Origin of the sequence: Sphingomonas sp. GC_Shp_6 (assembly GCF_026540835.1) — a bacterium.
Taxonomy (GTDB): Bacteria; Pseudomonadota; Alphaproteobacteria; order Sphingomonadales; family Sphingomonadaceae; genus Sphingomonas.
In genome coordinates this window covers 1-24,581 of record NZ_JALNUO010000011.1, presented here as the reverse complement: position 1 = coordinate 24,581, position 24,581 = coordinate 1, and the positions used below count along the sequence as shown (strand labels likewise).

Here is a 24,581-nt window from a genome sequence, read left to right as displayed (position 1 = left end):
AAACTGCCATTCTGAAGCGACAGGAGGCAGGCATGCGGAAGCGGTCGCGGCTGACAGGAACGTTCGGCACCATCATCGGCATCTTGCGTGTCGCCAACATCGCGGTTCTAGGCATCGCGATCCTCGCTCTCACGGCTACGTTCGTGTGGGCGATTCCGCTGCTGGAGCATCTGCGGGGGCAATATGGCCCCACCGGTCACGCCGCGCTGCTCTACATCCGCGTTCTGATGATCAGCTCTGCACCGCTCGCATTTATCGCCGAGCGGCTGTTCCGCGCGCTTGCCGATGTGATCGGAACGCTGCGCCGGGGCGAGCCGTTCGCGGCGGCCAATGCCGGCAGGCTGCGAATCATCGGCTGGGCGCTTCTCGCGCTCCAGATAGTCGATGCAATGCTGGGTCTGACGATTTGGTGGGCGAAATCGGAGCATATGCGCGTGCTCGACTGGACGCCGTCATTGACCGGCTGGCTCGGCGTGCTCGTTGCGTTTGTGCTTGCGCAGGTATTTGCGCAGGGCGCCGCCCTGCGCGCCGATCTGGAGGGCACCATCTGATGCCGGTGCGCATCCATCTCGATGCACGGCTTTATGATCGACGCATGACACTGACCGAGCTCAGCGAGGCAGTGGACATCACCCTGGCGAACCTGTCGATCCTGAAAACGGGCAAGGCAAAGGCGATCCGCTTCTCGACACTGGAAGCGATCTGCCTGGCGCTCGACTGCCAGCCGGGCGACATTCTGGCCGTCGAGGCCGAAGCGGGGGACGAGCCATGATGACCATCATCCGCAGCGCGGCGGGAGGAAGCGCAAGACGCATCGCCCTCGCCTATCGCCTTGGCGGCCGAGCGCTGGTTTTTGCGCCCATGCTCGTCTTCCCGGCGATCGTCACCGAGCTTGTGCAGCATGCCGCGGAGATTCATCTCGGCATGTTCGTGTCGTTGGCCGCCTTTCGCGGATTGGCGATGGATCCGACACGGTGGGCGTTCGGCTATGCAAAGGTCGCTGGCTTCCTGCTTACGACGCTGCTGGTGGCGCGTTTCTGGGCGGTGGATGGCGTGATGGCGCGCATACCGCGGATCAGTGGTCGTGCCGGTGGGCGGCTGGTGCTCGGGATACTCGCTTCGTTCGCGATCGCCGCGGCCGACCACGGACTGGCTCGCCAAGGCGGCCCGATCGCGGTGGCGGCAAGCATCGTCGATTTCCTGATCTCCACCGCGCTGACGCTCTACCTCATGGGTGCGCTGCTCGACGACGAGCGCATTACCCTTCGCTGGAGCTTCACGGCGGGATGGCCGAAGGCCGTCATGATGACCTTGCTTGCCGTTACCGTCTTCGTCCCATGCCAGCTTCTGCACCTGCTCGATCATCGGCTCGCGATCGGATCACCCCTGGCAGTCGTCATACCGATCATGATCTGGGACGCGCTGTTCGTTGGCCTGTTCGCGGCGCTCGTCGGATCGGCGGCGTTCGTCGGATTTCGCTACGGGCCGAGTTGGCGCGGCTGGGATCGCAAGCCCTGACGGATCAACCCATCCGTTGGTCCGCCGCCTCCATCGCCCGGGCGATCGTTTCCAGCCGGCCGGCCTTGATACGGAGTTCGTTGAACGCCGGGGGCGAGTGGCGGACCCGTTTGGAAAGCGTGCCCGCGCCGATCATGCGAAGCGTGCGACCGGCGCGCTCGACGGGAACGTCGAAGGGATCATGGACGTGGCCCGACAGGACCGCATCGGCGCCGGCTTTGGCCAGCGCGATCAACGCGGCGTCGCCATGCCGGGTGCGCGCGGAGCCCTTGGTCGGCCCCTCGATCAGGGGGTGATGCGCGGCGACGAGGATCAGGTTGCCGCTCGGCGCCGCCGCGATCAACGCCAGCGTGCGGCGCAGCGCGCCCGGGCTCACGCGGCCCTTCGACCAGTTCCACCGCCACTGCGCGCGCGCGATGGTCGTGAGCGGCACGATCGTCACGCCCGGTAATTCGAGCGGCCGCTCGATCATCCGCTCCACGGCGTGGTAACGCTGATAGGGAGAGAAAAGCCGGCGGAACGGATCCCAATAATAGGGGATGTCGTGATTGCCGATCTCGAGCGTGACCGGCACGCCCAGCCCGCGCAGCCACGCCCCCCCCGCCTCGAACTCGCGCTTGGTCGCGCGCATCGTCAGGTCACCGGTCATGATGACCGCATCGGGACGCTCCGCCGCGACCAGCCCGTCGAACCAGGCGATCGCGGCAGGATCCTCCGCGCCGAAATGAACGTCGCTGACGTGGAACAGTCGAATCACGCGAGTTCGGCCAACCGGCCCGGCTCGTGCATCGGGCAGCCGTTGAACGACCCGCGGAAGTTCGCGGAGAACTTGTAGGTATCCTTGCGAACGCGGTTGACGCCGCCGAGCGGCCGATGCTCGGCGATGCCATGCCACACGCTGTACGAAAGCGCGTCGTCGGTATGTTCGGTGACGCCATGCTCCCACGACAATTGCGGCTCCACCACCAAAGTCGCGACGGTCACGAAGGGGCCCGCCTTCTGGTCCCATTCCTTGGAAGCATCCTCGATCGGCATGGCGTCGAGATCGGTGGCAAGCTGCACGCGCAACTCCCAGGTGCCGCCCTGCTCGATCAGATCCTCGCGCACCGCCTCGCGGATCGCATCGGGCTTGCCGCTCGCATCGATGGTGGTGTCGGTGAGGCTGGTCAGCCCTTCGGACACCGGGAAGAGCGCGAATTTGGCGATGTTGTCACCATAGCGGAACGGCGTCTGCGAATAATAGGTCTGGCCGAGCGGGTGGACCTGCGGGGCGCCGCCCAATTGCCGGATCGTCGCCGATTCCACGCCGACGCTGCTCAACACCGCATCGAACGCGCGCAGCACGCCCGAGAGCGCCTTTTTCGCACCCTCGGCCCGATCCGTTGTCTTGGACAGCAGCGTCAGGTTCTTGAGAAAGGCTTTGGGTTCGGGCGCGGCGAAAACGGGACCGTTGACCATGATGAAATCCTGCGTCGTGTCGCCCTCCGATCCCGGCAGGCGCTCGCCCTGAACGTCGAGGATCTTGAGTGCGAGACCGCGCGGCAACGCGATACTGTCATCGAGAATGTCGCCGGGATTGGTCGAGATGCGCAGGATGGCCTCGTGGCTGCCGGGTTTCGCGAACATGCCTTGCGCGAGTGCCGCGGGCAGCCCCTCCGCGATGGTCAGCGTGCCGCGCGCGATGCCGTGCGCCTTCGCGTGCACGGCACGCACCGCGTGATCGTAATCCTGCGAGGTGGTCTCCAAGATCGATCGAAACTGTTCCTCCAGTTGCCGGATCGTCTCCGCCTCGTCGGAAGGAATGGTTTCGACGTCGCTCGAATAAAGAACGGGCGTCGAGTGGTTAACGGGCTGGTTGGACATCCGGGGCTCCTTTGGCGACCTCCATCCAACCCTAGGGCGGCGCTTGAGTTCCGTTACCGCAACCTGTTGATCTGCCGCGGATCGCGTGCAATGGCAGGACCAACCGACCAACGACGGACCCATATGCACCTCTCTGCCTCGGCCGTCGACCTCACCGCGTGCGACCGCGAACCCATCCACATTCCGGGCTCGATCCAGCCGCACGGGCTTCTGCTCGTCGTGGACGCCGCCACCTTGGCGGTCGTTGCCGGTGCCGGCGCCATCGAAGCGCGGCTCGCCGGGGAATGGCTGGGCCGGCCGCTCGACGCGCTGGTCGGTCCGGCCGTCATGGCGACCATCGCCGCGGCGGAAGGCGACCGAATCACCGGCCACGCCATCGTCGAAGGCACGACCGAGCGTTTCGCGGTGACGATCCACCGCGCGGGAGACCGGTGGCTCATCGAGCTGGAGCCCGTTATCGGCGAGCCGGCAAGCGCCGCCACGGTGCTCGGCTGGCTGGATGCCGCCGCCGCCGGGTTCGAACGCGCGGACGATCTGCAGACGCTGTGCGAACGCGCCGCAATCGCGTTTCGCAGCCTGACCGGATTCGATCGTGTCATGGTATACCGGTTCCTCGACGACGAGGCCGGACGCGTCCTGGCCGAGGATCGTGCACCGCATCTGCACGGCTTTCTCCACCATCATTTCCCGGCGACCGACATTCCGGCGCAGGCGCGCGCGCTGTATGTGCGCAACCGGACGCGCGCCATTCCCGATATCGACTATACGCCCGCACCGATCCGTCCGGAGGGTTTCGCCGATCTCGATCTGGGTGACGCGGCGCTGCGCAGCGTCTCGCCGATCCATATCCAGTATCTGCGCAACATGGGGGTGAAGGCCTCCGCGTCGATCTCGATCGTGAAGGACGGGCTGTTGTGGGGGCTGATCGCCTGCCACCACCATAGTCCGCGAATGCTGCCGCCCGATATGCGGACCACCGCCGCGACGCTGGCGGGCGGGCTCGCACGCCAGATTCGCGCGAAGGAAGAGGCCGAAACCTATCGCGAGCGGCTGCGCCTCCATGCCGACGAAACGCTGCTGACGGCGCGGCTCGCGGTCGATCTGCCGCTGCGCGACATCGTGCAGGGCATGAGCGACGATCTGTGCCGGATGTTCACCGCTGACGGAGTCGCGTTCGTACAAGGCGGCACCATCGACCGTTATGGCAGTTGCCCCGATACGGACGTGGTGGACGACATCGCCTGCTGGCTGCGCGCCCGCGGCACCGGCGAGCCGCTCGCCACGCACGAGCTGTCCGCACTGATGCCCGCCATGACCGAATGGCGCACGCAGGCGAGCGGGCTGCTGGCGATGCCGCTGCCCGAGGGCGGTGCGACCCTGCTGTGGTTTCGTGCCGAGCTAGTCGAAGAGGTGGAATGGGCCGGAAACCCGCACAAGGCGGTCACCCTGACGCCCGGCGAGACGCTGTCGCCCCGCGCCTCCTTCGACAGCTGGACGCAGACCGTGCGCGGCCGATCGCAGCGCTGGACGCTGGAAGAGGTGGCCGCTGCCCAACGCCTGCGCCGCGCCTTCGCCGACGCCTATCGCAACCGCCGCCTGCTCGCGCTCAACCGCGATCTGCAGCGTGCGCTGGCCGAAAAGGACGCGCTGATCGCGCAGAAGGACATCCTGATGAAGGAGGTCAACCACCGCGTCCAGAACAGCCTTCAGCTCGTCTCCGCGTTCCTGCGCCTGCAATCCAAGGCGGCGGGGCCGGGCGAGGCGGCGGATCACTTGGCCGAAGCACAGGCGCGGCTCTCGGCCGTGGCGCTGGTCCATCGCCGACTCTACCGCGACGACGAGGTCCAGACGGTCGATCTCTCGCGGTACGTGGACGAGCTGGTGGGCGACATGAAGGGATCGCTCGGCGCCGAATGGGCCGGGAACATCCGCCTCGACCTCGCGCCCGTGCTGATGCCGACCGATCGCGCGGTGAATATCGGGCTGATCCTGACCGAACTGGTCATCAACGCGACCAAATATGCCTATGACGGCGCGAGCGGCCCCCTGACGATCGCGGTGCAGCAGCATCGCACCCGGATGCGCCTGATCGTCGCCGATCACGGGCGCGGCAAGACCGGAACGGGGCAAGGCTTCGGCAGCCGGATGATGAACGCGATGGTGGAGCGGCTGTCCGGAACGATCGATTTCGCCGACAATGCGCCGGGGCTGCGCGTGATCCTGACGGTGCCGATCGAGGAACCCAGCCGCTAACGCCCGGGCCGCGTCGTGCCGTCATCGGGCGCGACGCCGGCCGCCGCCGCATAGAGCGCGAAGGTCGCGCGTGCGCCCGCGACGGCGGCGGCGATCGCGTCCTCGCGCAGGACCGCGGCATCGATCGCGGCAAGCAGCACCCGCCACGCGCCCGTGCCATGCCGGGCAGACAGATAGGCGGCCGGCAGCCCCTGCCCCACCCGACCGGCCAGCATGATCCCGCCCAGCCGCGACCCTTCCGCGACATAGAGCGCGCCCCAAGCAGCGGCCGGACCGATCGCGAACGGCAGCGGCGGCGGCATCGGCACGCCCAGCGCGGCGAGATCGTCGGCAAGCAGCGCAGTACGCGCGGGGGTGGCAGGCAAGCCCGCGATCCCTGCCAGCGCCGCTTCCACCGCCGGCAGCGCGCGCGCATGGGCGATCAGGAACGCGGTGTAATCGCGCCGGTCGGCCAGATCGAAGCCGCCGAAAGCGGCATCGACGATGTCGTGGTCGGGGGCAGTGGAAGCGCGAAGTTTCTGGACGGCGGTCATCGATTGCACGCCTGCAATCCGACGGTAACCTTGTCCAGCCAAGATGGAACTTGACGCCCCCCCATGCGCTATGCTGCAACGCACAAAATGCCGGAGATCTCCATGTCCGCCCAAGCGCCCGCCAATCCCAGTGCGCTCCTTCTCGAAGCCATCGCGCTGCGCAAGTGCGTCGAGGCGACCTATAACCGGATGGTCGTGAAGCTGGCCCCGCACATCCTCTACACGCGCCACGACGAGCTCTATGTCGATGCGGTGACGCTCGAACGCGACGGCCAGCCGCCGCGCGAGAAGAAGATCGGGACGTTCAAGCTCGATGGCCTGCGCGCGCTGGGCTTTGCCGGCAATCCGTTCCATCCGGAGCCGATCTTCGATCCGGCCGCCGAGAAATATCGCGGCGTGACCTTGTTCGCCGTGGACGCCGCCCCCGCCAACGCCTGACAGCCCTCTCTCCACCCAGTAGAAACCGGGTGGAGAGACGGTGCCACCTCCGCATCAGTCCGCCGCTACGGGCCCTTGTGGGGGCGAAGCGCGCCGGGTGAACCAGACGATCGCCACCAGCACCAGGCACAGCCAAGCCGAGAGGCGGAACAGATCGGTCGAGGCGAGCAGATACGCCTGCCCCACCATCTGCCGCGTGATCGCGCCGGCGGCCTGCACGTCCGTCATTCCCATCCGCATCAACTGATCGCGCGCGGCCTGGAACGGCGCGCCGGTCGACACCGCTTCCGACAGGCGGCTCTGGTGCAGCGTCTCGCGCCGGTCCCAGGCCGTGGTGATGAGCGACGCGGCGAAGCTGCCTGCGGTGATACGCGCGAAGTTCGAGATGCCCGTCGCCGATGGCAGACGCTCCGCCGGAATGCGGTCGAGCGAAATGGTGAGCATCGCGAGGAAGAAGGTGCTCATCGCGATCCCCTGCACCATCATCGGCAGCGCCAGATCGTAGAAGCTCGCATAGGTGGTGTAGCCCGAGCGCAGATAATAGGAATAGGCGAACGAGGCGAACGCCACCGTCGCCAGGATCCGCGCATCGATCTTGCCCGACAGCCGCGCGACGAAGGGTGTAAGCAACACCGCCACCGCCCCGCTGGGTGCCGCGACGAGCCCGGCCCAGGTCGCGGTATAGCCCATCTGCGTCTGCAGCCAGAGCGGCAGCAGCAGCGTGTTGGCGAAGAACACCGCATAGCCGAGGCAGAAGGCGATGGTGCCGATCGCGAAGTTGCGGCTCTTGAACAGTGACAGGTTCACCGCGGGGCTGGCATCGGTCAGTTCCCAGATCAGCCATGCGACGAAGCCGATCGCGGCGACGACCGCGAAGATCACGATGCGCTGCGACTGGAACCAGTCGTCGTTCTTGCCGAGATCGAGCACGCATTGCAGCGCGAACACCCACATGACGAGCAGGATCAGCCCCATCCGGTCGATCGGCAGCACGCGAAGCGGCGTCTCGCGCGATTTCAGGCCGCGCCAGCATATGAACGCGCAGAAGATCCCGACCGGCACGTTGATGAGGAAGATCCAGCTCCAGTGATAATTGTCGGAGATATAGCCACCGAGGATCGGCCCCATGATCGGCGCGACCAGCGTCGTCATCGACCAGATGCCGAGCGCGGTGGAGCGTTTATGCGGCGGAAAGATCGCGATCAGCAGCGCCTGGCTGCCTGGGATCATCGGCCCCGACACGCCGCCCTGGATCACGCGGAACAGGATCAGCGAAGGCAGATTCCACGCGATCCCGCATAGGAACGACGCGATCGTGAACAACAACACCGAGGTGCAGAAGGTGCGCACCACGCCGAACCGCCCCATCAGCCAACCCGTGAGCGGCACCGCGACACCGTTCGCCACCGCAAAGGCGGTGACGATCCAGGTGGAATTGTCGCTGCTGACGCCCAGATTGCCCGCGATTGTCGGCAACGACACGTTGGCGATCGTGGTGTCGAGCACCTGCATGAAGGTGCCGAGCGCCAGCGCGAACGCGATCAACGCGAGCGAGGCGCCTTGCAGCGGCGCCGGCATCGCGGGAGGATTGGGGGCGGACATCGATCGCTCCGTCCGCGTCACCGGTTCGCCGCGATGATCTGGCGGATGCGCGCCTCGACCGCGGGGTCGGTCTGGTCGCTCGCGAGCCCCTTATAGGCAGCCTGCGCCGGCGCGCCGATCCGCGCGCCCGAGGCGTCGGTCGTGTCCACGGTCGCATTCACCGACAGGCCGACGCGCAGCGGGTTGCGGCGTAATTCGCCCTTGTCGAGCCCGATCCGCACCGGAACGCGCTGGACGATCTTGATCCAGTTGCCGCTGGCATTCTGCGCCGGCAGCAGCGCGAAGGCGTTGCCGCTGCCAGCGCCCAGCCCGATCACCCGGCCATGATAGGCGATACCGCTGCCATACATGTCGGCCACCACGGTCGCCGGTTGGCCGATGCGCAAATCCTTCAGCTGCGTTTCGCGGAAATTGGCATCGACCCACACCCGGTCGAGCGGCACGACCGCCATCAGCGGCGTTCCCGCCGCGACCTGCTGGCCGAGCTGCACAGTGCGCTGCGCCACCACGCCGTCAATCGGCGCGACGATGTGCATGTGGCTGAGCGTGATCGCGGAGCGGCGATAGGCGGCGATCGCGGCGAGCACGGCGGGGTTGGTCGAAACGGTGGTGCCCTGCACGCCGGTTTGCGACTGCGCCTGCTGACTGAGCGCGAGATCGAGCGTGGCGCGCGCCACCTTCACCGCATCCTCGGCATGCGCCAGTTCCTCGCCCGAGATCGCACCCTGCACGGCGGCACCGCGGCGACGGGCCAGATCGTCGCGTGTGCGCGCCAGCTCGGCACGCGCCTGCACGACGGCCGCGCCGGTCTGGTTGAGCTTCGAGAAGTCGGACCGGGTCGATCGCACCGCACGCGCCAGCTCAGCCTCGGCCGCAGCCAGGTTCACATTGGCGGTCGCGGCGTCGAGGTCGAGCAGCGGCTGTCCCGCCTTCACCGCCTGCGTGTTGTCGGCGTGGATCGCGGTCACCTGCCCCGCATCGCGCGCGGTAATCGCCACCACGTCGCCCGCGACATAGGCGTCGTCCGTCTCCTGTTCGGGGGTTGCGAGCAGCAGGTGGAATACCGCCCAGACGATCGCGCCGATCACCACCACGGCACCCAGCAGCAGCAATCCGTTGCGCCGCGCGCGCGGCTTGGCGGCCGGCGGCAGCGGAGCGGATGTTTCGGTATCGGTCATCGCGGGGTTTCCTGTCGATTGTCATAGCCGCCACCCAGCGCCATCACGAGCGCCACGCGGGCGTCGGCGGCATCGGCGGCGAGATCGGCATCGTCCTGTTGGGCAGCGAGCGTGCGGACGTCGTTGTCGACGAGGTCGAGCTTGGAATCGAGACCGCTCGACACGCGGATCGCGTTCAGCCGGCCGGTGGCGGAGAAGCCGCGCACGACCTCGCGCGAGCGCTGACGTTCGGCGTCCAGCGCACCGATCCGCGCGCTCGCATCCGCCGCCTCGCGCACCGCGCGCACGACTCGCTCGTTGTAATCGGCGATGGCCAGATCGACCAAGGCGGTCGCGCCCGCCAATTGCGCCTTTAGCCGGCCATTGTCGAAGATCGGCAGATGCACCGCCGCGCCGCCGCCCGCGGTCACCGCATCGCCGGTCAGCACGTTGCCGATGCCGATCGCCTGCAGACCCGCCAGCGCCATCAGGTTGACGTTGGGATAAAAGGCCTTGCGCGCCACCTCGCGCCCCTTGGCGGCGGCATCGATCCGCGCCAGCGCGGCGGCGATGTCGGCGCGCCTTGCGAGCAGATCCGCGGGCAACGTCGCGGGAAGCGCCATCGGCGCGTCGAGCCGCATCCGGGTCGCCGCGATGGTGGCGGGATAATCCGCCCCCCGTCCGGCGAGTGCGGCCAGCGCGTTCTTCGCCAGCGCTTGGCTCGCCTGCGCCTGCACCAGCGCCAGCCGCGCCTGTGCCAGCAAGGTGCGCGCCGCCTCGGTCTCCAGCCCGCTCGCCAGCCGGTTGCGCACGCGCACGTCGACCAGCCGCAGCGAATTCGCCCGCGCCCCGATGGTGGCCTGCGCGATCGCCGCCTGCCGTTCGGCGCGTGCCAGCTCGACATAGGCCTGGACCACCGATCCGGCGAGCGCCAGCCGCGCCGCGGTCGCGTCGAGCACCGCCGCCCGGGTGGAATCGCGCGCGGCCTCGATCGCGTCGCGCTGCCGGCCGAACAGATCGAGCGTCCAGTCGAGATTGAACTGGTCCTGCGAGATGAAGCGGGTCGTGCCGGCAAAGGGCGGCGGGATCTCGTATTTGCCCGACAGCCGCGCATATTGCTGGCTCGCATCGAACGTCGCATTCGGGCCGTTATCGGACCGGCGCGACGCGAGCGTGGCGCTCGCCTGGCGCACGCGGGCCAGTGCGGTCGCGAGCGTGGGATTGCCCGCGAGGGCATCGTCCACCACCCGATCGAGCTGCGGATCGTCATAGACACGCCACCACTGGGCATCGATCGCGGGCGCGGGCGCCCCCACCAAGCCGAGCGCGGTAGCAGGCGTCGGTGCGAGCGCGGGCTTGGAAGCCGGGATCGCGCAGCCGCCGAGCAACAGCGCGACGAGGAGGATCTTCAGGCGCATGGAGCCTCCGTCGTTTCGAGCGTGGTACGCAGGCGCTGGAGCAACGTCAGCAACATCGCCGCCTCCTCCTTTTCCCAATCGATCAGCCATCCATTCCAGCATTCGGCGACAGTGGCGCGACACTCCTTCGCCACCGCCTGACCCGCCTGGGTGAGCACCAGCTTCACGACGCGCCGGTCTTCGAGACTACGGCGTCGCTCGACCCACCCCTTCTCCTCCAGGACGTCGAGCAGCCGGGTGGTCGCGCCACTGTCGTGTGCGATGGCCCGCGCCAATTCGGCGCAGGTCATCTCGCGCCCCCACCAGATCGCGACCAGCGCAGACCATTGCAGGTATGTCGTTCCCGCCGCTGCGAACACCGGCTCCAGCCGCTGGGCCGCCAGTTGCTGGATGCGTTTGGTCAGGTAACCGACCGATGTCTCGGGGGTGAAGCCATCGGATTCGTAAAAAGGCATTTCGTTGCTTTGGCAATCATTGTCCCAGCAGTCAATATGCGACCAGGATCCAGCGCCCGTTGGTCGCGGGGAACACCGGCGCAACGTGATCGTTGGCCTGCCAGAACGATCAGGAGACGATGACATGAAGACCGCACCCCTTCTCGCATCCGCGCTGGGTTTCCTCGCCATCACCGCCGCACCCGCGCTTGCCGAGGGTAAGGCGGATCGCGCCCGCGCCGCGATCGCCGAAGCGTCGGGCAAGCTCGACGCGTCCGCCAAGGTGGGCACGGGCGGCGACGCGCCGCGCCTCCAGGCCCAGGCGCAGGCCGCGCTGCGCACCGCGCAGGAATCGCTCGCGAGCGGCCACAAGGAAGACGCCATCGCGCAGGCGAACCATGCCTCCGAACTCGCCGACATGGCGCTGAACGAAGCGCAGCGGAACCGCACCATGGCCGAACGCGCCCAACGCACACAGGCCAATAGCGTCGCCGTCAGCGCGCAAGCCGATGCCGCCGCCGCGAACGCGCGCGCCGATCAGGCCGAGCAGGCCGCCGCGGCCGCCGCCGCCGATGCCGCCGCCGCGCGCGCGGCGCCCCCCGTCGTCGTCGCCGCACCGCCGGCGCCGTCCACGACGGTGACGACGGAGACGACCAAATCCACGGCCGCGACCGCCACCACCACCAAGCCGGCCGTGCGCCGCGTCGTTCACCGCGTCACCCACGCCAAGCCGCGCGTCGCCACCACCGAGAAGACGACCACCACCGTCACCACCAACTGAGCCAAGCCGCCGCCGCCCGATCTGGGCGGCGGCGCGCTTACAACCGCGCGGTCACCTGGGCCGATACGGCTCGCTGCGGGAACGGGTGGAACAGGAAATACCGGTCGTTCCCGACATTATCGACGCCCAGCGCAAAGCTGTAGCGCGCCGTGGCGCGGATCACCGCGCGTAGATCGACCACGCAATAGCGGTAGAAGCCGCCATAGGTGTTCCCGATCGCATCGCTGTTGTCGAGCGTGCCGTAATTGCGGCTGGCATAGCGCACCGCCGCCGTCAGCGACACCGCGGAGGCCGGGCGCCACGTCGCGACCCCACTCGCCTTCCACCGCGGCACGGAGGGAAGCAGATGCCCCACCGCCGCCGGAAACGCCGCGTCCGCGCGCGTGATCGCATCGGCATAGGTCGCGCTGCCCGACAGATCGACGCCCGCCAGCGGCCAGTTCGTGCGCGCGAACGCCACCTCCACGCCCCGCGCGCGCGTTCGGTCGACATTCTGCACATAGGCGTAGAGCGTCCCCGATCCCGCAACCAGCGGCGCGGATTGCGAGATCAGCGCATCCGCCACGGTTTCGGCGAATAGCGACACCCGTGCGCTGCCATGCGCATCGACGCGTTCGATGGCGAGTTCCTCCGACAGCGCGCGCTCGGGCCGCAAATTCGGATCGGGCACGCTCAGCACCGCACCCGTCGACACCGTCTGGTACAGCTCGCCGACCGTGGGAAAGCGATAGGCCTCGCCGAACGACGCGCGCACGCTCCAGTGCGGGTCGATCGCATAGGCCAGCGCCGCCTTGGGCGAGAAGCCGCGCGCACGACGTTCGGGCTGCACCACCGCGAGCGCTGGCGTCAGCGCGAAATTATAGCCGTCATAGGCACGCCACCATTCGTAGCGCCCACCCAGGGTGAGCGTCAGCGGCGGTGCGAGCGTCCACGCATCCTGCGCCCATAGCGCCCGGGTTTGCGTCCGCCCGCGCGAGGCGAGGTCGATCGGCCCCTCGCCGCCCCCCAGCCAGTCGGTTGTCCGGTATCGGTCGCTTTCCACCACGAAGCGATCGTCATGCGCGCCGCCGCTCAGCACATGGCCGCCGCCCACCCGCCACGTCACGTTCGTGTCGATCGTGTACCAGCCGGTGCCCTCCATCCGCGTGATCGTTCCCGCGCCACCCGCCGACGCACCGGGCAAGGTGGTGGCAGGGCTGCGCAGCGCGTCATGCGCATATTCGTACAGCGTGCCGATCACCGCCCAGTCGAATGCCTGCCCCGTGCTCCGGGCCGAAAGAGCATGCGACCAATGGCGCTCGTCATACCGATACACCCCGCCCGCAAACGCGCTCGCTGCGACCGTGTAGGGATAGCCCGCGATGGTCAGACTGCCGGCATAGACGGGAAGCCCCGATGCGGCGCCCGTCAGATATGTCTCCGCCGTCGCGTCGGTGTCGTTCAGGAACAGGCCGCCCACATAGGTCAGCCGCAGCTTGGCGGTCACGTCGAGCGCGGCCTTGAGCTTGAAATTGCCTTGCTGCTGATGCTCGATGCCAGAGGCGCCGAGCACGCGGATCGCGGCGCCGGTGCGGTTGGCTGCGTCATATCCGCCGGTCGTGGCGCCCCCCCCAGACCCCGCCGCCGCCGGGCGCGTGGCGGTCACATAGGTGAGCGGCTGGCCGTTGCTGGTCGTCTCCACCGCGCTGGCAAAGAGCGACAACGGCCCAAAGCGATCGCCGAGCGTCGCGCCGATCTGGCCGCTCGGCAGCGTCGCTTGCGTGCCATATTGGTCATAGGTCTGCACCGTCGTGCCGGCGGTGAGCGTCCCCTCCAGCCGATCGGGCAGCCGCGTGGTGATGTTGACCACCGCCCCGATCGCGTTGCCGGGATAGGCCGCGGCGAACGGGCCGTAGAGCACGTCGATCCGCGCGATCTCCTCGGGGCTTACCAGGCCCCAGCGCGGGCTCGCCGTGCCGTTGTTGTTGCCGATCAACGCCGACAGCAGCGCCCCGTCGGCATAGACGAGGCTGCGCGCGCTGGAGCCGAGCCCCGAGGTGCGCGTGGCAAGCGGCGCCTGCGTATCGCCGATATGCCGTTTGCGGACGACGAGGCTCGGCATGTATTTAAGCGTATCTTCGACATTGGTGGCGTTGACAGTCTCGGCGATCATATCGGCATCGATGCTCGCACGCGTCGGCGCGGGAGCCTCCGCCTGCCGGCGGGCGATCACCAGCACATCGCCGGGCTTCGGTGCGGCCTCTTGGGCATGGGCGGCGGCCGACGTCGCGCACGCCACGAGTGCGAGCGTGGACGCCCGCGAAGACAGGCGGATCATGGGAACAACCTTGGATCGGCGCGAAGCGGGTCGCGCGGGGAAGCGGGCGGGCGAGGTTCAGCCCCCCGCCGGCGGCCCCTGCGACGGCGGTCGCCAGCGGATGGCGTCACGCCTCGGCCAGCGCGCCAGCGGACGCAACCCCGCCGCGAGCACGGCCACCACCACCGCCACGACCCACGCCGCATCCGCGCCGGCGATCGACGGCAAGGACAGCCCCGCGAACGGACAGGCAGTGTCGGTCTTGCCGGGCGATTCCCGACCATGCCCGTGATGCATGGCCGCCATTGCCACCGGCACCGCGCCGGCGGCCGGGCACGGCATGATCGCCACGCCCGACGCGGTCGCCACCGGCATGAACCCCAAAGGCACCGCCAGCCGCACCGTAAGCGCCATCAGCACCACCAGCGCAGCGCCAAAGCGGTGACCGCGAAGAAAAAGCCGAACCGCCCCCATCCCCCCCGCTAACGCGCGGCGGCCGGGCTGTCACGGCAGGAATTGGGGGAGTGTGGAGCGGGTGAAGGGAATACGCCGTTGCCGGAATTGGCTGGTGGCGGAGGCTTGATCGGCCAGAGAAGACTGGATGTTCCGCTTACACGTGGTGGAAAACGGTACGGCCGCTTCCGGAAGTCGAGCGTATTGCGTTGCCGTTCGTCCAGGCTCGGGTGATCCGCGGCTTCACACACAGGCCAGCGTAGTCGGACGGCTTGAGGGTTGCCCCATCAGATATGATGTGAGACACCGTAGCAGGGTCGACCCAGCCAACCCGAGAAATCTCGGCGACCATTGAGCAGATCGACGGGGCGTTGTCGTCCGAGCAGGTCCCAAGGCCATCGTAGAAGCGCTGCCTGGTGCGTTGATCGACGGCGTCTGGAAGACGCGGACCGTCGAGCGACGCAAGCTGGCGAGACCGTCACCGATTATCTTGAAGCGAAGAGAATTCGGGATCGCAGCCCATGTGCAACGACGGGTGATAGTCGCTGCGGAGCTTCGCCGTTTACTTGGAACACCGCACTCAGGTAATCACACATGCGTCGCGCCAGCGCCGCGAGCGGTCACGCGGCGTAAGATCAACGCCGCAGATCTGGCGCAGAGGACCGGCCCACCCGCGGATGCGATCCGATCGGCGATGACCATTCACATGCCGAATTCGGCCGCCGGGGGCATCCGCTTTCGGCTCCACGACCGCTCTAACAGACACCCCCTGCCTTGACTCGATTACACCGGCCCGCGGCATCAGAACGAAGCAATCAGGCTGCCCATCAGGCTGTGATACGTCGTCCGCTTTCCAAACTCTCCGCCGTAGCTGATCCGAGCCGAGAAGCCGTGGCCGAGCGAACCGGTGAGGTTGGCATCCACCGTCCCGGTGTCGCGGTCGAGGAACGCGCGCGTGACAAACGGACTCACGTTCGTCGGCGCACCGACGAAGACGGCGCTGACGCCGACATCGTCGAACCGGTGCATGTAGCCGCCCCGCACCGCCAGCCGCATCGGCGTGCCGTACACCGAGAAGGCATGCGACACATCGAGGCTGGGACGGACGAAGGCCAGACCTTCGACCCCGACGTCACCGACCGCAAGCGAAAGCGGACCGGCACCCTGTTCGACGATCCGCTGCTGATCCCAATAGGCGTAACCGCCCTCGACACCCGGGCGCACCGTCACCGCGCCGAGATCGAAGCGGTAGCCGACGTCGCCGCCGAGCTGACCGAAATCGAACCGTTGCTGTGCAGAGGCCACCGTGGGAGCCGCCGCGATCGCAGCCGGCGCGGCTACCGGTCGCGTGGTGGAAACGCTGGCGTGACCGAGCGTGCCGTACACCGCGACATCGAGCGCCTGGCCGCGATAGCCGAGCGAAAGGCCGAGCTGGTAGCGGTCGCCCTTGCCCCGGCCACCGCCGTCCTCGATCGCGGCCTGGACGGTTTCGTAGGACCCACCGACGCCGAAATGCAATCCGCCGCCACCCAGCACATGTTCGATACCGCCCTGAATATGCGTGCCCATGTCACGATAAGCGGCATTGTCGAACGTCGTACTCTGGCGGAAGCGGTCCCCACCGGCCGAGAGCCACATGCAACCGCCCCGCGCATCGAGGATGCCGCTGCTTGCGCAATCGGACAGCCGCCCTGCGAACCGCTCGCCACTGTAGCTGGCCGAGGCGATCTGGTCCGCGTAGACCTCGCCCCCGAAGCTGTCGTAGATCCGACCCAGCGTCGCCGTGTCGCGCGTGTAGAACAGTTGCGTGACGACCGGGGCCAGCACGTCGCTCGACCCGGCCGCCTGGATGCGGTTGACGTAATCGCCCACCGCGGTCCGATTGCGGTTGAGCGGACGGCCGACACCGGCGAAATCGACATTGGCGCGCAGCAACAACTGCTGGCCCGCGGTTTCCAGCCCGAACGCCGCGACGGCCGAGGTCGGCACGTCGAGCGCCAGACCCCCGTTGGTGACGCCGCCTGCGGCATCGACCAGCACGCTGGTCCGGTTGCCGGCCTGGATCAAGGGGACGTTTGCGACGACCGTCGACACGCGGCCGGCCAGCCGCGCGCTCCCGGTCGCATTCACCCGATCGGTGAACTGCGCCTGGCGTGCCGGTGCGAAGTCGAGATCGGTGAGGTAGCTGCCGCACGTCGACTGATTGAGGCTGCCGCCCAGCGCGACGGTCTGGAGCCGACCGACGTCGCCCGGCGTTAACCGCCCGGCGTTGTCGAGCACGCCCGCGGCACCCAGCGCGACGGTGTCGAAAGGCACGAAGGTCGCGCCCACGGCGTTGTTGAAGCGATTGACCTCGCCCGCCACGGCGCCGCCAGTTCCGACTAGACGGACGTTGCCATAAACCAGGCCGGCGTTGTTCACCGTATCGTTGCCGCTGGTGCCGGTGATCGCCAGATTCGATACCGCCGACACCGATCCGGCGATTGCCAGCACGTTGTTTGCGCCACCGTCAAAAGCCACGCCGACACCGCTGCCGCTGCCGCCACGGACCGTTCCGGTCGAGCCGACGGTGATGTCGCCCGCTCCGTTCGCGCCCACGCTCTGCGCCAGCACCGCGGTCGATCCTGCGCCGGTGGCGAACACGTCGCCGCCGAGGTTCAGCGTCACCGCGCCGCCGCGCCCCTGGCCACCAGCGGTGCCGGCGAACAACCCATCGACGAAGCCGCCACCGCCACCGATCGACTGGGCGACCACGCCATAGGCGCCGTCACCGGTCACGACTACGTCGCCGGTCTGGGTGAAGGCGACCGCGCCGCCATCGCCGCTGTTGCCGCTGCGCAGCGCAAGCCCTGCGAAGCCGGCACCCAATGCGGCACCCCCGCCTCCGCCGATCGACTGGAGCAACACCCCATGCGAACGCACGCCGGTGGTGCGGATCAGACCGGCGTTGGTGATCGTCACGCTGCCCCCGGATCCACTGACGCCCGCCGCGCCGCCAAGCGACGTTGCCGCCGTTCCGATATCGGCTAGGCGCACGTCGCCGCCACCGCCACCGATGGATTGGGCGAACAGGCCGGCGCTATAATCGCCGTTGGTCTGCACGCCGGCATAGGTCCCGGCGATCGCCCCGCCGTCGGCGCCGCTGCCACCGTTGCCGCCGAGCGCCACCGTGGCGATCGAACCGAGCGAAGCGCCGCTCGCCAGCCGTACGCCGGCCGAGCCGCCGCCGCCGCCGATCGACTGGAGGATCGCACCCGGCGCGATCAGCCCTTGGGTGGCGATCAAGCCGCGCTGCGTCACGGAGACGACGCCGCCCGGCGAGCTTGCGGTGCCGGTGCCGCCAAGAGCGATGTCGATCGCTCCCGGCGTCGCCTTCGTCGTGTCGAGCAACGCGCTGGTCCGGCCGCCGCCACCGCCGATCGACTGGACGAGCTGGCCCGGCGTATCGCTGCCGATCGCCGTCACCTGCCCGGTCAGCGCGATCACCGCCGCGGCGCCCGCATTGTTACTGCCGCCGTTACCGCCCTGTCGGATCGTCACGTCGGATGCCAATTGCGGCGTGGATGTCGCCATCGCCCGCAACACCGCCGATTGCAGTACCGGCGCCCCCGCCGACGCGGTGCTGGCGGTCTGAGCCGACGAGTCGCTCGCCTTGGGCATGAAGGCCAGGTTGAGATAGGCGGTGCCGCCGCCGCCACCGATCGACTGCACGCCCGAACCGCTGCCGCCGGCGCCCGCCACGGCCTGGTTGCCGACCACGTTGACCGTGATCGGTGCCGCCGCATCGTCCTGCGCCGCGTCCGCTCCCAGGCTGGAGTCGAACTTCGAGCGCAACGCCGCCGTCAGACTCTGCGGCAAACCCGGCAGGTCCGTGATCCCCGACAGATCGAGCGACAACGTACCGCCACCGCCGCCGATCGCCTGGACGAAGGTCGCACTCTTGTTGTCGCCCAAGACGACGATCGAACCCCGCTGGTCGAGCGTCACCACGCCGGCCTTGCCGCCCTTGCCGCCGCCGACCGCGCCGAGCAGGCCGTTGATGCCGTTGCCTGCCAGCCCGGCCGCACTGGTGCTGGCGTTGATTGCGACATTGGCGTTGCCGCCGCCACCGCCGACCGACTGAGCGAAGACGCCGTACGATCCCTTGCCCGTCGCGGTGATCGTGCCGGTGTTACTGACCGTGACGTTGCCCGCCTGGCCGCCGTCGCCGCCGACCCCGCCCACCGCGATCACCTGATTCGACTTGAACTGATCGGTGCTGGTGCTGCTGAAGCCGCCGACGAACGCGACGCCGCCATTGCCGCCGCCACCGCCGACCGACTGCGCGAACACGCCATGCGCGTCGCTGCCGGTGGTGGCGATGGTGCCGGCGTTGACGACGCTGACGTTGCCCGCGGCGTTGCCGGAGCCGCCCTGGCCGCCGACGGTGAGCCCGACGATCGTGCTGTCCGCGTTCGTCGAACCCTGGCCGGTGAAGGACAAGACCGACGACCCGCGACCGCCGCCGCCGCCGATCGACTGCGCCAGGATGCCGTGCGCACCGCTGCCGCTGGTAACGATCGAGGCGCCCTCGGCGTTGACGACGCTGACGTCCGACGACGTGCCGCCGATCCCGCCCGCGCCGCCGATGTTGAACTTCACCGCGCGGCTCGCGCTGCCGCCGCTGAGGCCGGCGGCAAGGTCGAGCACCACGCCGGCCGATCCGCCGCCGCCGCCGATGCTGGTGGCGACGATGCCGATCGCGTTGGTGCCGGTGGTCGCGATAGCCCCGGTGTTGCGCACATCCACGGTCGCCGCGCGCGCGCCGGTCCCGCCGCTGCCGCCGACGTTGATGTCCATCGCGCTGTTTTCGCTTGGCCCCTGCAAGCGAACGTTGACCACTGCGCCGCCGGACCCGCCGCCACCGCCGATGCTTTCCGCGCGGATACCATAGGCGTTGGCGCCCGACGTGGTGAGCAGCGCGGCATTGCTGACCGCGACCTTGTCCGCCTCGGCCCCCGCACCACCGGTGCCCCCGACCACCAGGTTGACGCTGGTCTGATCGGCATCCTTGCCGGCCGTCAGCTTGTTGATGCCGACCAACGACACCATCCCGCCGACGCCGCCGCCGCCGCCGACCGATTGCGCCAGGATCGCCTCGGCATCGTTACCGATCGTCGTGATCGCGCCGGTGTTTGCGACCGACACTGCCGCCGATCGGGCGCCGACGCCGCCGGCTCCGCCCAGGATGGCGTTGATCGATGTGGTCGCGTCGCTGGCCGAGCCCGAAGCGCTGCCGCCGATGCCGCCGCCGCCGCCGATCGACTGCGCCAGGATGCCGCGCGCATTCGCGCCGCTCGTGCTGATTGCCGCCGCGCTGGTGACGTCGACGGTCGATGCGACCGCACCAGACCCGCCAGCTATGCCGATCGAAAGGGACGCGTTGCTTTGTTTTTTCGACTCGCCGGACCCTTCCGTCGCCTGCACGCCGATCGTCGTGCTCGAACTGGCGCCCCCACCGCCGCCGATCGATTGGGCGAGGATGCCATAGCCATTGTTGCCGGCGGTCTGGATCGACCCGCTCGCGCCGACCTTCACCGCACCGGCCGCGCCGCCGGTCCCGCCGCTCCGACCGATCGAGATGCTGAGGACATTGGCCGCACCGCTGGCGATCGCCATGCTGGTGCTGGTGTTGCCGCCGCCGCCGCCGATCGATTGCGCACGGATGCCTGCAGAGTCGGCGCCGCTCACCTGCAAGACGCCGGCCTGATCGACCGTCACCGAGCTGGCGACACCGCCGCCGGCAGGGTCGCCGCCGACGGCCAGCGCCAGTGCACTGGCGTCCTTGAAGCGTCCTGCGCCGATCGAATAATTCGCGTTGCCCCCGCCGCCGCCGATCGATTGCGCCAGGATCGCGTCGGATCGGTCGCCGGTGGTGACGATCGTGCCGTTCTGATTGACGGCGACGGTATCGCCGTCACCCGCCGATCCGCCACTGCCCCCGACCGCGATCGTCGCGGCCAGCGTTCGGTCCTCACCGGGCTTGGCCGCCGCCGTTTGCGACAGGGCAACCGCCAGGTTGGCACCGGCCAGACCGCCGCCGCCGCCGATCGACTGCGCGACAAGGCCGGAGGCATCGTCGCCACGCATCGTGATCGCCGCCGCATCCGCGATGAGCACGCCGCCCGCCCCGATGCTGTAGCCACGCGTTACCGACACCGATGCGGCATTGCCTGCCGCGCCACCGCTGCCGCCGATACCGATCGATGCGACGCTGCCGTTGGGGCTCAGCGCCAGGCCGCCGTTGAAGCCGCCGACACCGCCGCCGCCGCCGACCGACTGCGCCAGGATACCCGCCGTAGCCGTCGCCACCACCGGTGCCGCGGTCAGGCCCAGTGCGGCAAGCGCGCCCGCCGTGTCCGGATCGGGCGTCGCAAGGCTGGCTGCCGGAGTGTTGGTGTTGACGTCGATCCGGCCGCGGCTCGCCACCGAAACGCTGCCCGCATCCGCGCCGGTGCCGCCATTGCCGCCGACCCCGATCGCGATCGTCGGGGCGGTCGCCTCGTCCGACCGGCTGCCCGCCAGCGTCGCGTTCAGCCCGCCGCGGCCACCACCGCCGCCGATCGACTGCGCCAGGATGCCGACGGTGCTGCCACCCTCGACGCCGATGACGCCCGCCTGGTCGACGACCACGCTGCCCGCGGTATTCCCGGCGCCACCGAAGCCGCCGACGCCCATCGCGAAGTTCGGCGCCTTGGCGGTCTTTCCGAAGGTGATCCCTTCCGATACGTTGATGCCGCCATTGCCGCCGCCGCCGCCGATTGACTGCGCGACCAGCCCGGCGGTGCCCGAGCCTGCCGCATACAAGTCAGACCGCGCGGTGACGTCCACCGTCTGCGCCTTGCCCCCCGCGCCGCCGAAGCCGCCAAAGCCGAGTGTCAGGTTGCCGTCCGCGGCGATCCCGCCGGAGACGTTGATGCCGCCATTGCCGCCGCCGCCGCCGATCGACTGCGCAATCAGTGCGCTATGATCCCGTCCGTTGGCGACGATCATGCCCTGACCACCGTCCGCGCCCGCGACTCGGGCCGTCACCGTCCCGGCATCGCCGCCGCTGCCGCCGAAGCCGCCGATCCCCAGTGTCGCCGCACCGGCCGTGCCATCGCCGGTGGTGATTGCGACCGAGCCGGCGATATTGATCCCGCCCTGGCCGCCGCCGCCACCGATCGACTGCGCGACGAAGCCGTTGCCGCCGATGCCGGGGGAAATATTGAAACCGGGCTGGCCCGTGTCGCGTGCCATGGTGGCGACGCCGATGCCGGTGCCGATATCGCCCGTCATCGTCGCGTCGACCGCGCCTGCGCGACCGCCGTCGCCGCCGAATCCACCGACGCCGATGGCCACCGATCCGGCCTTGCCGGTCGTCGTGACCGCGATGCTGCCGGTGACGGCGAGGCCGCCGTTGCCGCCGCCGCCGCCGATCGACTGTGCCGTGATGCCATCCGATCCGGAGCCCTGCGTGACCGTGTCGCCGTCGCGCCGCAGCGTGACGTCGCCAGCCATACCGCCGCCGCCGCCGAAACCACCGACGCCGATCGCGAGCGTGCCCGCGGCCTTTGTGGCATAGGTCAGGCCTGCCGCGACCGTCAGGCCTCCATTGCCGCCGCCGCCGCCGATGGACTGCGCCGCGACGCCGGCCGACTGGGTCGACACCGTCTCGACGCGGCCCGTGACATCGGCCGATACCGCGCCGGACATGCCGCCGGTGCCCCCGAAGCCACCGACGCCCACTGCCGCCGTCAGGCCGGTTCCCTGCGTCAGGGAAACCGCACCGGCCACCGAGAATCCGCCATTGCCGCCGCCGCCGCCCAGCGACTGGGCGAGAACCGCGGTGGACGCCTCGCCGGTCGAGCGCGCGACCAGCGCGTCGCGCCCGGTGGCGCTGCTAGCGACCAGCCCGACCGCCCCGCCATTGCCGCCGCCGCCACCGAAGCCGCCGACGCCGAACGCTCCCGCTCCAGCGCCGGTGTTCGCCAGCGACACGCTGCCCGCGATCGCGAAGCCGCCATTGCCGCCGCCGCCGCCCAGCGATTGCACGAGGATCGCGTTGCTCTGCTCTCCAGCGGTGATCGTCGTGCCGGTGATCCGGGCAAGGACGTCGCCGCCATCGCTCGCGCCGCCGCCGAAACCGCCCACGCCCAGGCTGAGCGCCCCTGCGCCCTTCGACGCGCCTGCCACGCTGCCCGCGATCGCGAAACCACCGTTGCCGCCGCCGCCGCCGACCGACTGCGCCAGCACGCCCGTGCTGCGCAAGCCGCCGGTATTGGTGCTCCCGGCGAGCGTCAGGTTGACCGCACCCGCCTTGCCGCCGTCACCACCGAAGCCCCCGATGCCGAAGCCCACCGCGAGCGCGCCGCTGCCCGCGAAGGATGCCGCTCCGCCGACCGCGAAGCCGCCGTTGCCGCCGCCGCCGCCGATCGATTGCGCGGTGACGCCGGTCGCATCGCGTCCGGCGGTGCCGGTGTCGCCTTGGACCGTGAGGTCGACGCGGCCCGCAAGGCCGCCGCCGCCGCCGAAGCCGCCGATACCGATGCCGACCGCGCCCGATCCGGTCCCTGCGCCGCTGATCGCACCGGCGACGGCAAAGCCGCCATCCCCGCCGCCGCCGCCGACCGACTGCGCCAGGATGCCGCCGCTGCCCGCACCCGTCGTCATCGTCGCGCCGGTGACAGAGGCCAGTACGTCGCTCGCCGCGCCACCGTTACCGCCGAATCCGCCCAGGCCGACACCGACCGCCAGCGCGCCGGTGCCCGCGGCCGACAGGCCCGCGCCGACCGTGAAGCCGCCCGTGCCGCCACCGCCGCCGACCGACTGGACGGTGATCGCGGTGCTCTGCGCACCCGATGTCTGCGTGATGCCGGAGAGCGTCAGCCGGGCCGCGGCGCCGCCGCCGCCCGCACCGCCGAAGCCGCCGACGCCAACGCCGACCGCACCGCCGCCGGTGCCCCCGCCCGACAGGGCGCCGCCAACCGAGAAGCCGCCGCTGCCGCCGCCGCCACCGACCGACTGGACCAGCACACCGCGACTCTGGTCCTTCAAGGTGGCCGTGTCGCCGGTGATCGCCGCCGTGGCGAGGCCGGCTGCCCCGCCGCCGCCGCCGAAGCCGCCGACACCGACGCCCAGCGCGCCAGCGCCGGTTCCAGCGCCCGACAAGGCGCCGCCGATCGCAAAACCGCCCGCGCCGCCGCCACCGCCGACCGACTGGACGACGACCGCATCGCTCTGCAATCCCTGCGTCACCGTACTGCCGCGCAGTATCAGGTCGGCCACCGTGGCGAGGCCACCCCCGCCGCCGACGCCGCCGACACCCACGCCCACCGCGAGCACCCCGGTGCCCGCACCCGACAGCGCGCCGCCGATCGCAAACCCGCCAGCGCCGCCGCCGCCGCCCGCTGACTGCACCAGGATGCCGCGGCTGATGTCGCCTGCTGTGACGGTGTCGCCGGTGATCGTCGCCATGGCGTCCGCTGCCGCGCCGCCGCCGCCGCCGACACCGCCGATGCCCACGCCGACCGCCCCCGCACCGGTCCCGGCGCCCGACAGGGCGCCACCCACGGCGAACCCGCCCGCGCCGCCACCGCCGCCGACCGACTGGACCGTGATCGCGTCGCTCAATCTCGCCTGCGTGCGCGTCGCGCCCGTCAGGGTCAGATCGGCCAGCGCCGCGTGGCCACCGCCGCCGCCACTGCCGCCGACACCGACGCCCACCGCCAGCGCGCCAGCGCCGGTGCCCGAGACCGCGCCGCCCGCCGCGAAGCCGCCCGCGCCGCCGCCGCCGCCGGTCGATTGGACCAGCACC

The 24,581-nt window shown here is 69.7% G+C and carries 16 protein-coding genes; 6 read left to right on the top strand and 10 right to left on the bottom strand.

The features are described from left to right. Positions 1 to 32 precede the first annotated feature (32 nt). From OXQ95_RS12995 to OXQ95_RS12985, 3 genes are read left to right on the top strand one after another with little or no spacing between them, the layout of a single operon-like run. Positions 33 to 551 carry a DUF2975 domain-containing protein gene (locus tag OXQ95_RS12995; protein ID WP_267381918.1) on the top strand — a complete coding sequence of 173 codons (519 nt, stop codon included), beginning with the start codon at positions 33 to 35 and terminating at the stop codon, positions 549 to 551. Then, positions 551 to 772 (top strand): helix-turn-helix transcriptional regulator, encoded by a 222-nt coding sequence (locus OXQ95_RS12990; RefSeq protein WP_242098308.1) that lies wholly within the window; start codon positions 551 to 553, stop codon positions 770 to 772. Before OXQ95_RS12995 ends, OXQ95_RS12990 begins: the two co-directional genes overlap by 1 nt. Continuing rightward, on the top strand, positions 769 to 1,518 hold the full coding sequence (locus OXQ95_RS12985; protein ID WP_267381917.1) for a hypothetical protein: 750 nt from the start codon (positions 769 to 771) through the stop codon (positions 1,516 to 1,518). Before OXQ95_RS12990 ends, OXQ95_RS12985 begins: the two co-directional genes overlap by 4 nt. A 4-nt stretch (positions 1,519 to 1,522) precedes the next feature. Here the strand turns inward: OXQ95_RS12985 and OXQ95_RS12980 are convergent, their stop codons facing one another. Together OXQ95_RS12980 and OXQ95_RS12975 are read right to left on the bottom strand one after the other, a co-directional pair. Then, entirely contained in the window at positions 1,523 to 2,275 is a 753-nt protein-coding gene (locus tag OXQ95_RS12980) for a metallophosphoesterase (protein WP_267381916.1), read from the bottom strand. Beyond that, complete coding sequence (locus OXQ95_RS12975; RefSeq protein WP_267381915.1) at positions 2,272 to 3,381, bottom strand: catalase family protein; 1,110 nt, start codon at positions 3,379 to 3,381, stop codon at positions 2,272 to 2,274. The genes OXQ95_RS12980 and OXQ95_RS12975 overlap by 4 nt, the downstream gene beginning before the upstream one ends. Positions 3,382 to 3,504: 123 nt before the next feature. On the opposite strand from OXQ95_RS12975, the gene OXQ95_RS12970 reads away from it, so the two are divergent. Then, on the top strand, positions 3,505 to 5,634 hold the full coding sequence (locus tag OXQ95_RS12970; RefSeq protein WP_267381914.1) for a histidine kinase dimerization/phosphoacceptor domain -containing protein: 2,130 nt from the start codon (positions 3,505 to 3,507) through the stop codon (positions 5,632 to 5,634). Here the strand turns inward: OXQ95_RS12970 and OXQ95_RS12965 are convergent. Beyond that, complete coding sequence (locus OXQ95_RS12965) at positions 5,631 to 6,167, bottom strand: biliverdin-producing heme oxygenase (RefSeq protein ID WP_267381913.1); 537 nt, start codon at positions 6,165 to 6,167, stop codon at positions 5,631 to 5,633. The genes OXQ95_RS12970 and OXQ95_RS12965 overlap by 4 nt on opposite strands. A 102-nt stretch (positions 6,168 to 6,269) precedes the next feature. On the opposite strand from OXQ95_RS12965, the gene OXQ95_RS12960 reads away from it, so the two are divergent. After that, the gene (locus tag OXQ95_RS12960) at positions 6,270 to 6,605 is read left to right on the top strand and encodes a WYL domain-containing protein (protein ID WP_242098314.1); all 336 of its coding nucleotides are present in this window, start codon (positions 6,270 to 6,272) and stop codon (positions 6,603 to 6,605) included. A gap of 54 nt (positions 6,606 to 6,659) precedes the next feature. Here OXQ95_RS12960 and OXQ95_RS12955 read toward each other — a convergent pair whose 3' ends face one another. Genes OXQ95_RS12955 through OXQ95_RS12940 form a run of 4 tightly spaced genes read right to left on the bottom strand, consistent with a single transcriptional unit; the run spans position 6,660 to position 11,237 of the window. Then, on the bottom strand, positions 6,660 to 8,207 hold the full coding sequence (locus tag OXQ95_RS12955; RefSeq protein ID WP_242098315.1) for a DHA2 family efflux MFS transporter permease subunit: 1,548 nt from the start codon (positions 8,205 to 8,207) through the stop codon (positions 6,660 to 6,662). Positions 8,208 to 8,224: 17 nt separating this feature from the next. Beyond that, positions 8,225 to 9,385 (bottom strand): efflux RND transporter periplasmic adaptor subunit, encoded by a 1,161-nt coding sequence (locus tag OXQ95_RS12950; RefSeq protein ID WP_267381912.1) that lies wholly within the window; start codon positions 9,383 to 9,385, stop codon positions 8,225 to 8,227. Next, entirely contained in the window at positions 9,382 to 10,782 is a 1,401-nt protein-coding gene (locus OXQ95_RS12945) for an efflux transporter outer membrane subunit (RefSeq protein ID WP_267381911.1), read from the bottom strand. Before OXQ95_RS12945 ends, OXQ95_RS12950 begins: the two co-directional genes overlap by 4 nt. Next, positions 10,773 to 11,237, bottom strand: coding sequence for a MarR family transcriptional regulator (locus OXQ95_RS12940; protein ID WP_242098318.1), 465 nt, complete (start codon positions 11,235 to 11,237; stop codon positions 10,773 to 10,775). The genes OXQ95_RS12945 and OXQ95_RS12940 overlap by 10 nt, the downstream gene beginning before the upstream one ends. 124 nt (positions 11,238 to 11,361) lie before the next feature. Here OXQ95_RS12940 and OXQ95_RS12935 point away from each other — a divergent pair, with 124 nt between their 5' ends. Next, a complete protein-coding gene (locus OXQ95_RS12935; RefSeq protein WP_267381910.1) occupies positions 11,362 to 11,997 on the top strand; it encodes a hypothetical protein in 636 nt (211 codons plus the stop codon). Positions 11,998 to 12,034: 37 nt separating this feature from the next. Here OXQ95_RS12935 and OXQ95_RS12930 read toward each other — a convergent pair whose 3' ends face one another. The 3 genes from OXQ95_RS12930 to OXQ95_RS12920 form a co-directional block, all read right to left on the bottom strand. Next, entirely contained in the window at positions 12,035 to 14,314 is a 2,280-nt protein-coding gene (locus tag OXQ95_RS12930) for a TonB-dependent receptor (protein ID WP_267381909.1), read from the bottom strand. 57 nt (positions 14,315 to 14,371) lie between these two features. Beyond that, positions 14,372 to 14,707: a hypothetical protein gene (locus tag OXQ95_RS12925; protein WP_267381908.1), complete on the bottom strand. Its 336-nt coding sequence runs from the start codon at positions 14,705 to 14,707 to the stop codon at positions 14,372 to 14,374. Between the two features lie 840 nt (positions 14,708 to 15,547). After that, complete coding sequence (locus OXQ95_RS12920; protein WP_267381907.1) at positions 15,548 to 24,490, bottom strand: autotransporter outer membrane beta-barrel domain-containing protein; 8,943 nt, start codon at positions 24,488 to 24,490, stop codon at positions 15,548 to 15,550. Positions 24,491 to 24,581 lie beyond the last annotated feature (91 nt).

What these genes read in the sequence shown, in the direction of transcription:
- OXQ95_RS12995 (WP_267381918.1), top strand. Translation starts at nt 33, where the DNA reads ATGCGGAAGCGGTCGCGGCTGACAGGAACGTTCGGCACCATCATCGGC.
- OXQ95_RS12990 (WP_242098308.1), top strand. Translation starts at nt 551, where the DNA reads ATGCCGGTGCGCATCCATCTCGATGCACGGCTTTATGATCGACGCATG.
- OXQ95_RS12985 (WP_267381917.1), top strand. Translation starts at nt 769, where the DNA reads ATGATGACCATCATCCGCAGCGCGGCGGGAGGAAGCGCAAGACGCATC.
- OXQ95_RS12975 (WP_267381915.1), bottom strand. Translation starts at nt 3,381, where the DNA reads ATGTCCAACCAGCCCGTTAACCACTCGACGCCCGTTCTTTATTCGAGC.
- OXQ95_RS12970 (WP_267381914.1), top strand. Translation starts at nt 3,505, where the DNA reads ATGCACCTCTCTGCCTCGGCCGTCGACCTCACCGCGTGCGACCGCGAA.
- OXQ95_RS12965 (WP_267381913.1), bottom strand. Translation starts at nt 6,167, where the DNA reads ATGACCGCCGTCCAGAAACTTCGCGCTTCCACTGCCCCCGACCACGAC.
- OXQ95_RS12960 (WP_242098314.1), top strand. Translation starts at nt 6,270, where the DNA reads ATGTCCGCCCAAGCGCCCGCCAATCCCAGTGCGCTCCTTCTCGAAGCC.
- OXQ95_RS12955 (WP_242098315.1), bottom strand. Translation starts at nt 8,207, where the DNA reads ATGTCCGCCCCCAATCCTCCCGCGATGCCGGCGCCGCTGCAAGGCGCC.
- OXQ95_RS12950 (WP_267381912.1), bottom strand. Translation starts at nt 9,385, where the DNA reads ATGACCGATACCGAAACATCCGCTCCGCTGCCGCCGGCCGCCAAGCCG.
- OXQ95_RS12945 (WP_267381911.1), bottom strand. Translation starts at nt 10,782, where the DNA reads ATGCGCCTGAAGATCCTCCTCGTCGCGCTGTTGCTCGGCGGCTGCGCG.
- OXQ95_RS12940 (WP_242098318.1), bottom strand. Translation starts at nt 11,237, where the DNA reads ATGCCTTTTTACGAATCCGATGGCTTCACCCCCGAGACATCGGTCGGT.
- OXQ95_RS12935 (WP_267381910.1), top strand. Translation starts at nt 11,362, where the DNA reads ATGAAGACCGCACCCCTTCTCGCATCCGCGCTGGGTTTCCTCGCCATC.
- OXQ95_RS12930 (WP_267381909.1), bottom strand. Translation starts at nt 14,314, where the DNA reads ATGATCCGCCTGTCTTCGCGGGCGTCCACGCTCGCACTCGTGGCGTGC.
- OXQ95_RS12925 (WP_267381908.1), bottom strand. Translation starts at nt 14,707, where the DNA reads ATGGCGCTTACGGTGCGGCTGGCGGTGCCTTTGGGGTTCATGCCGGTG.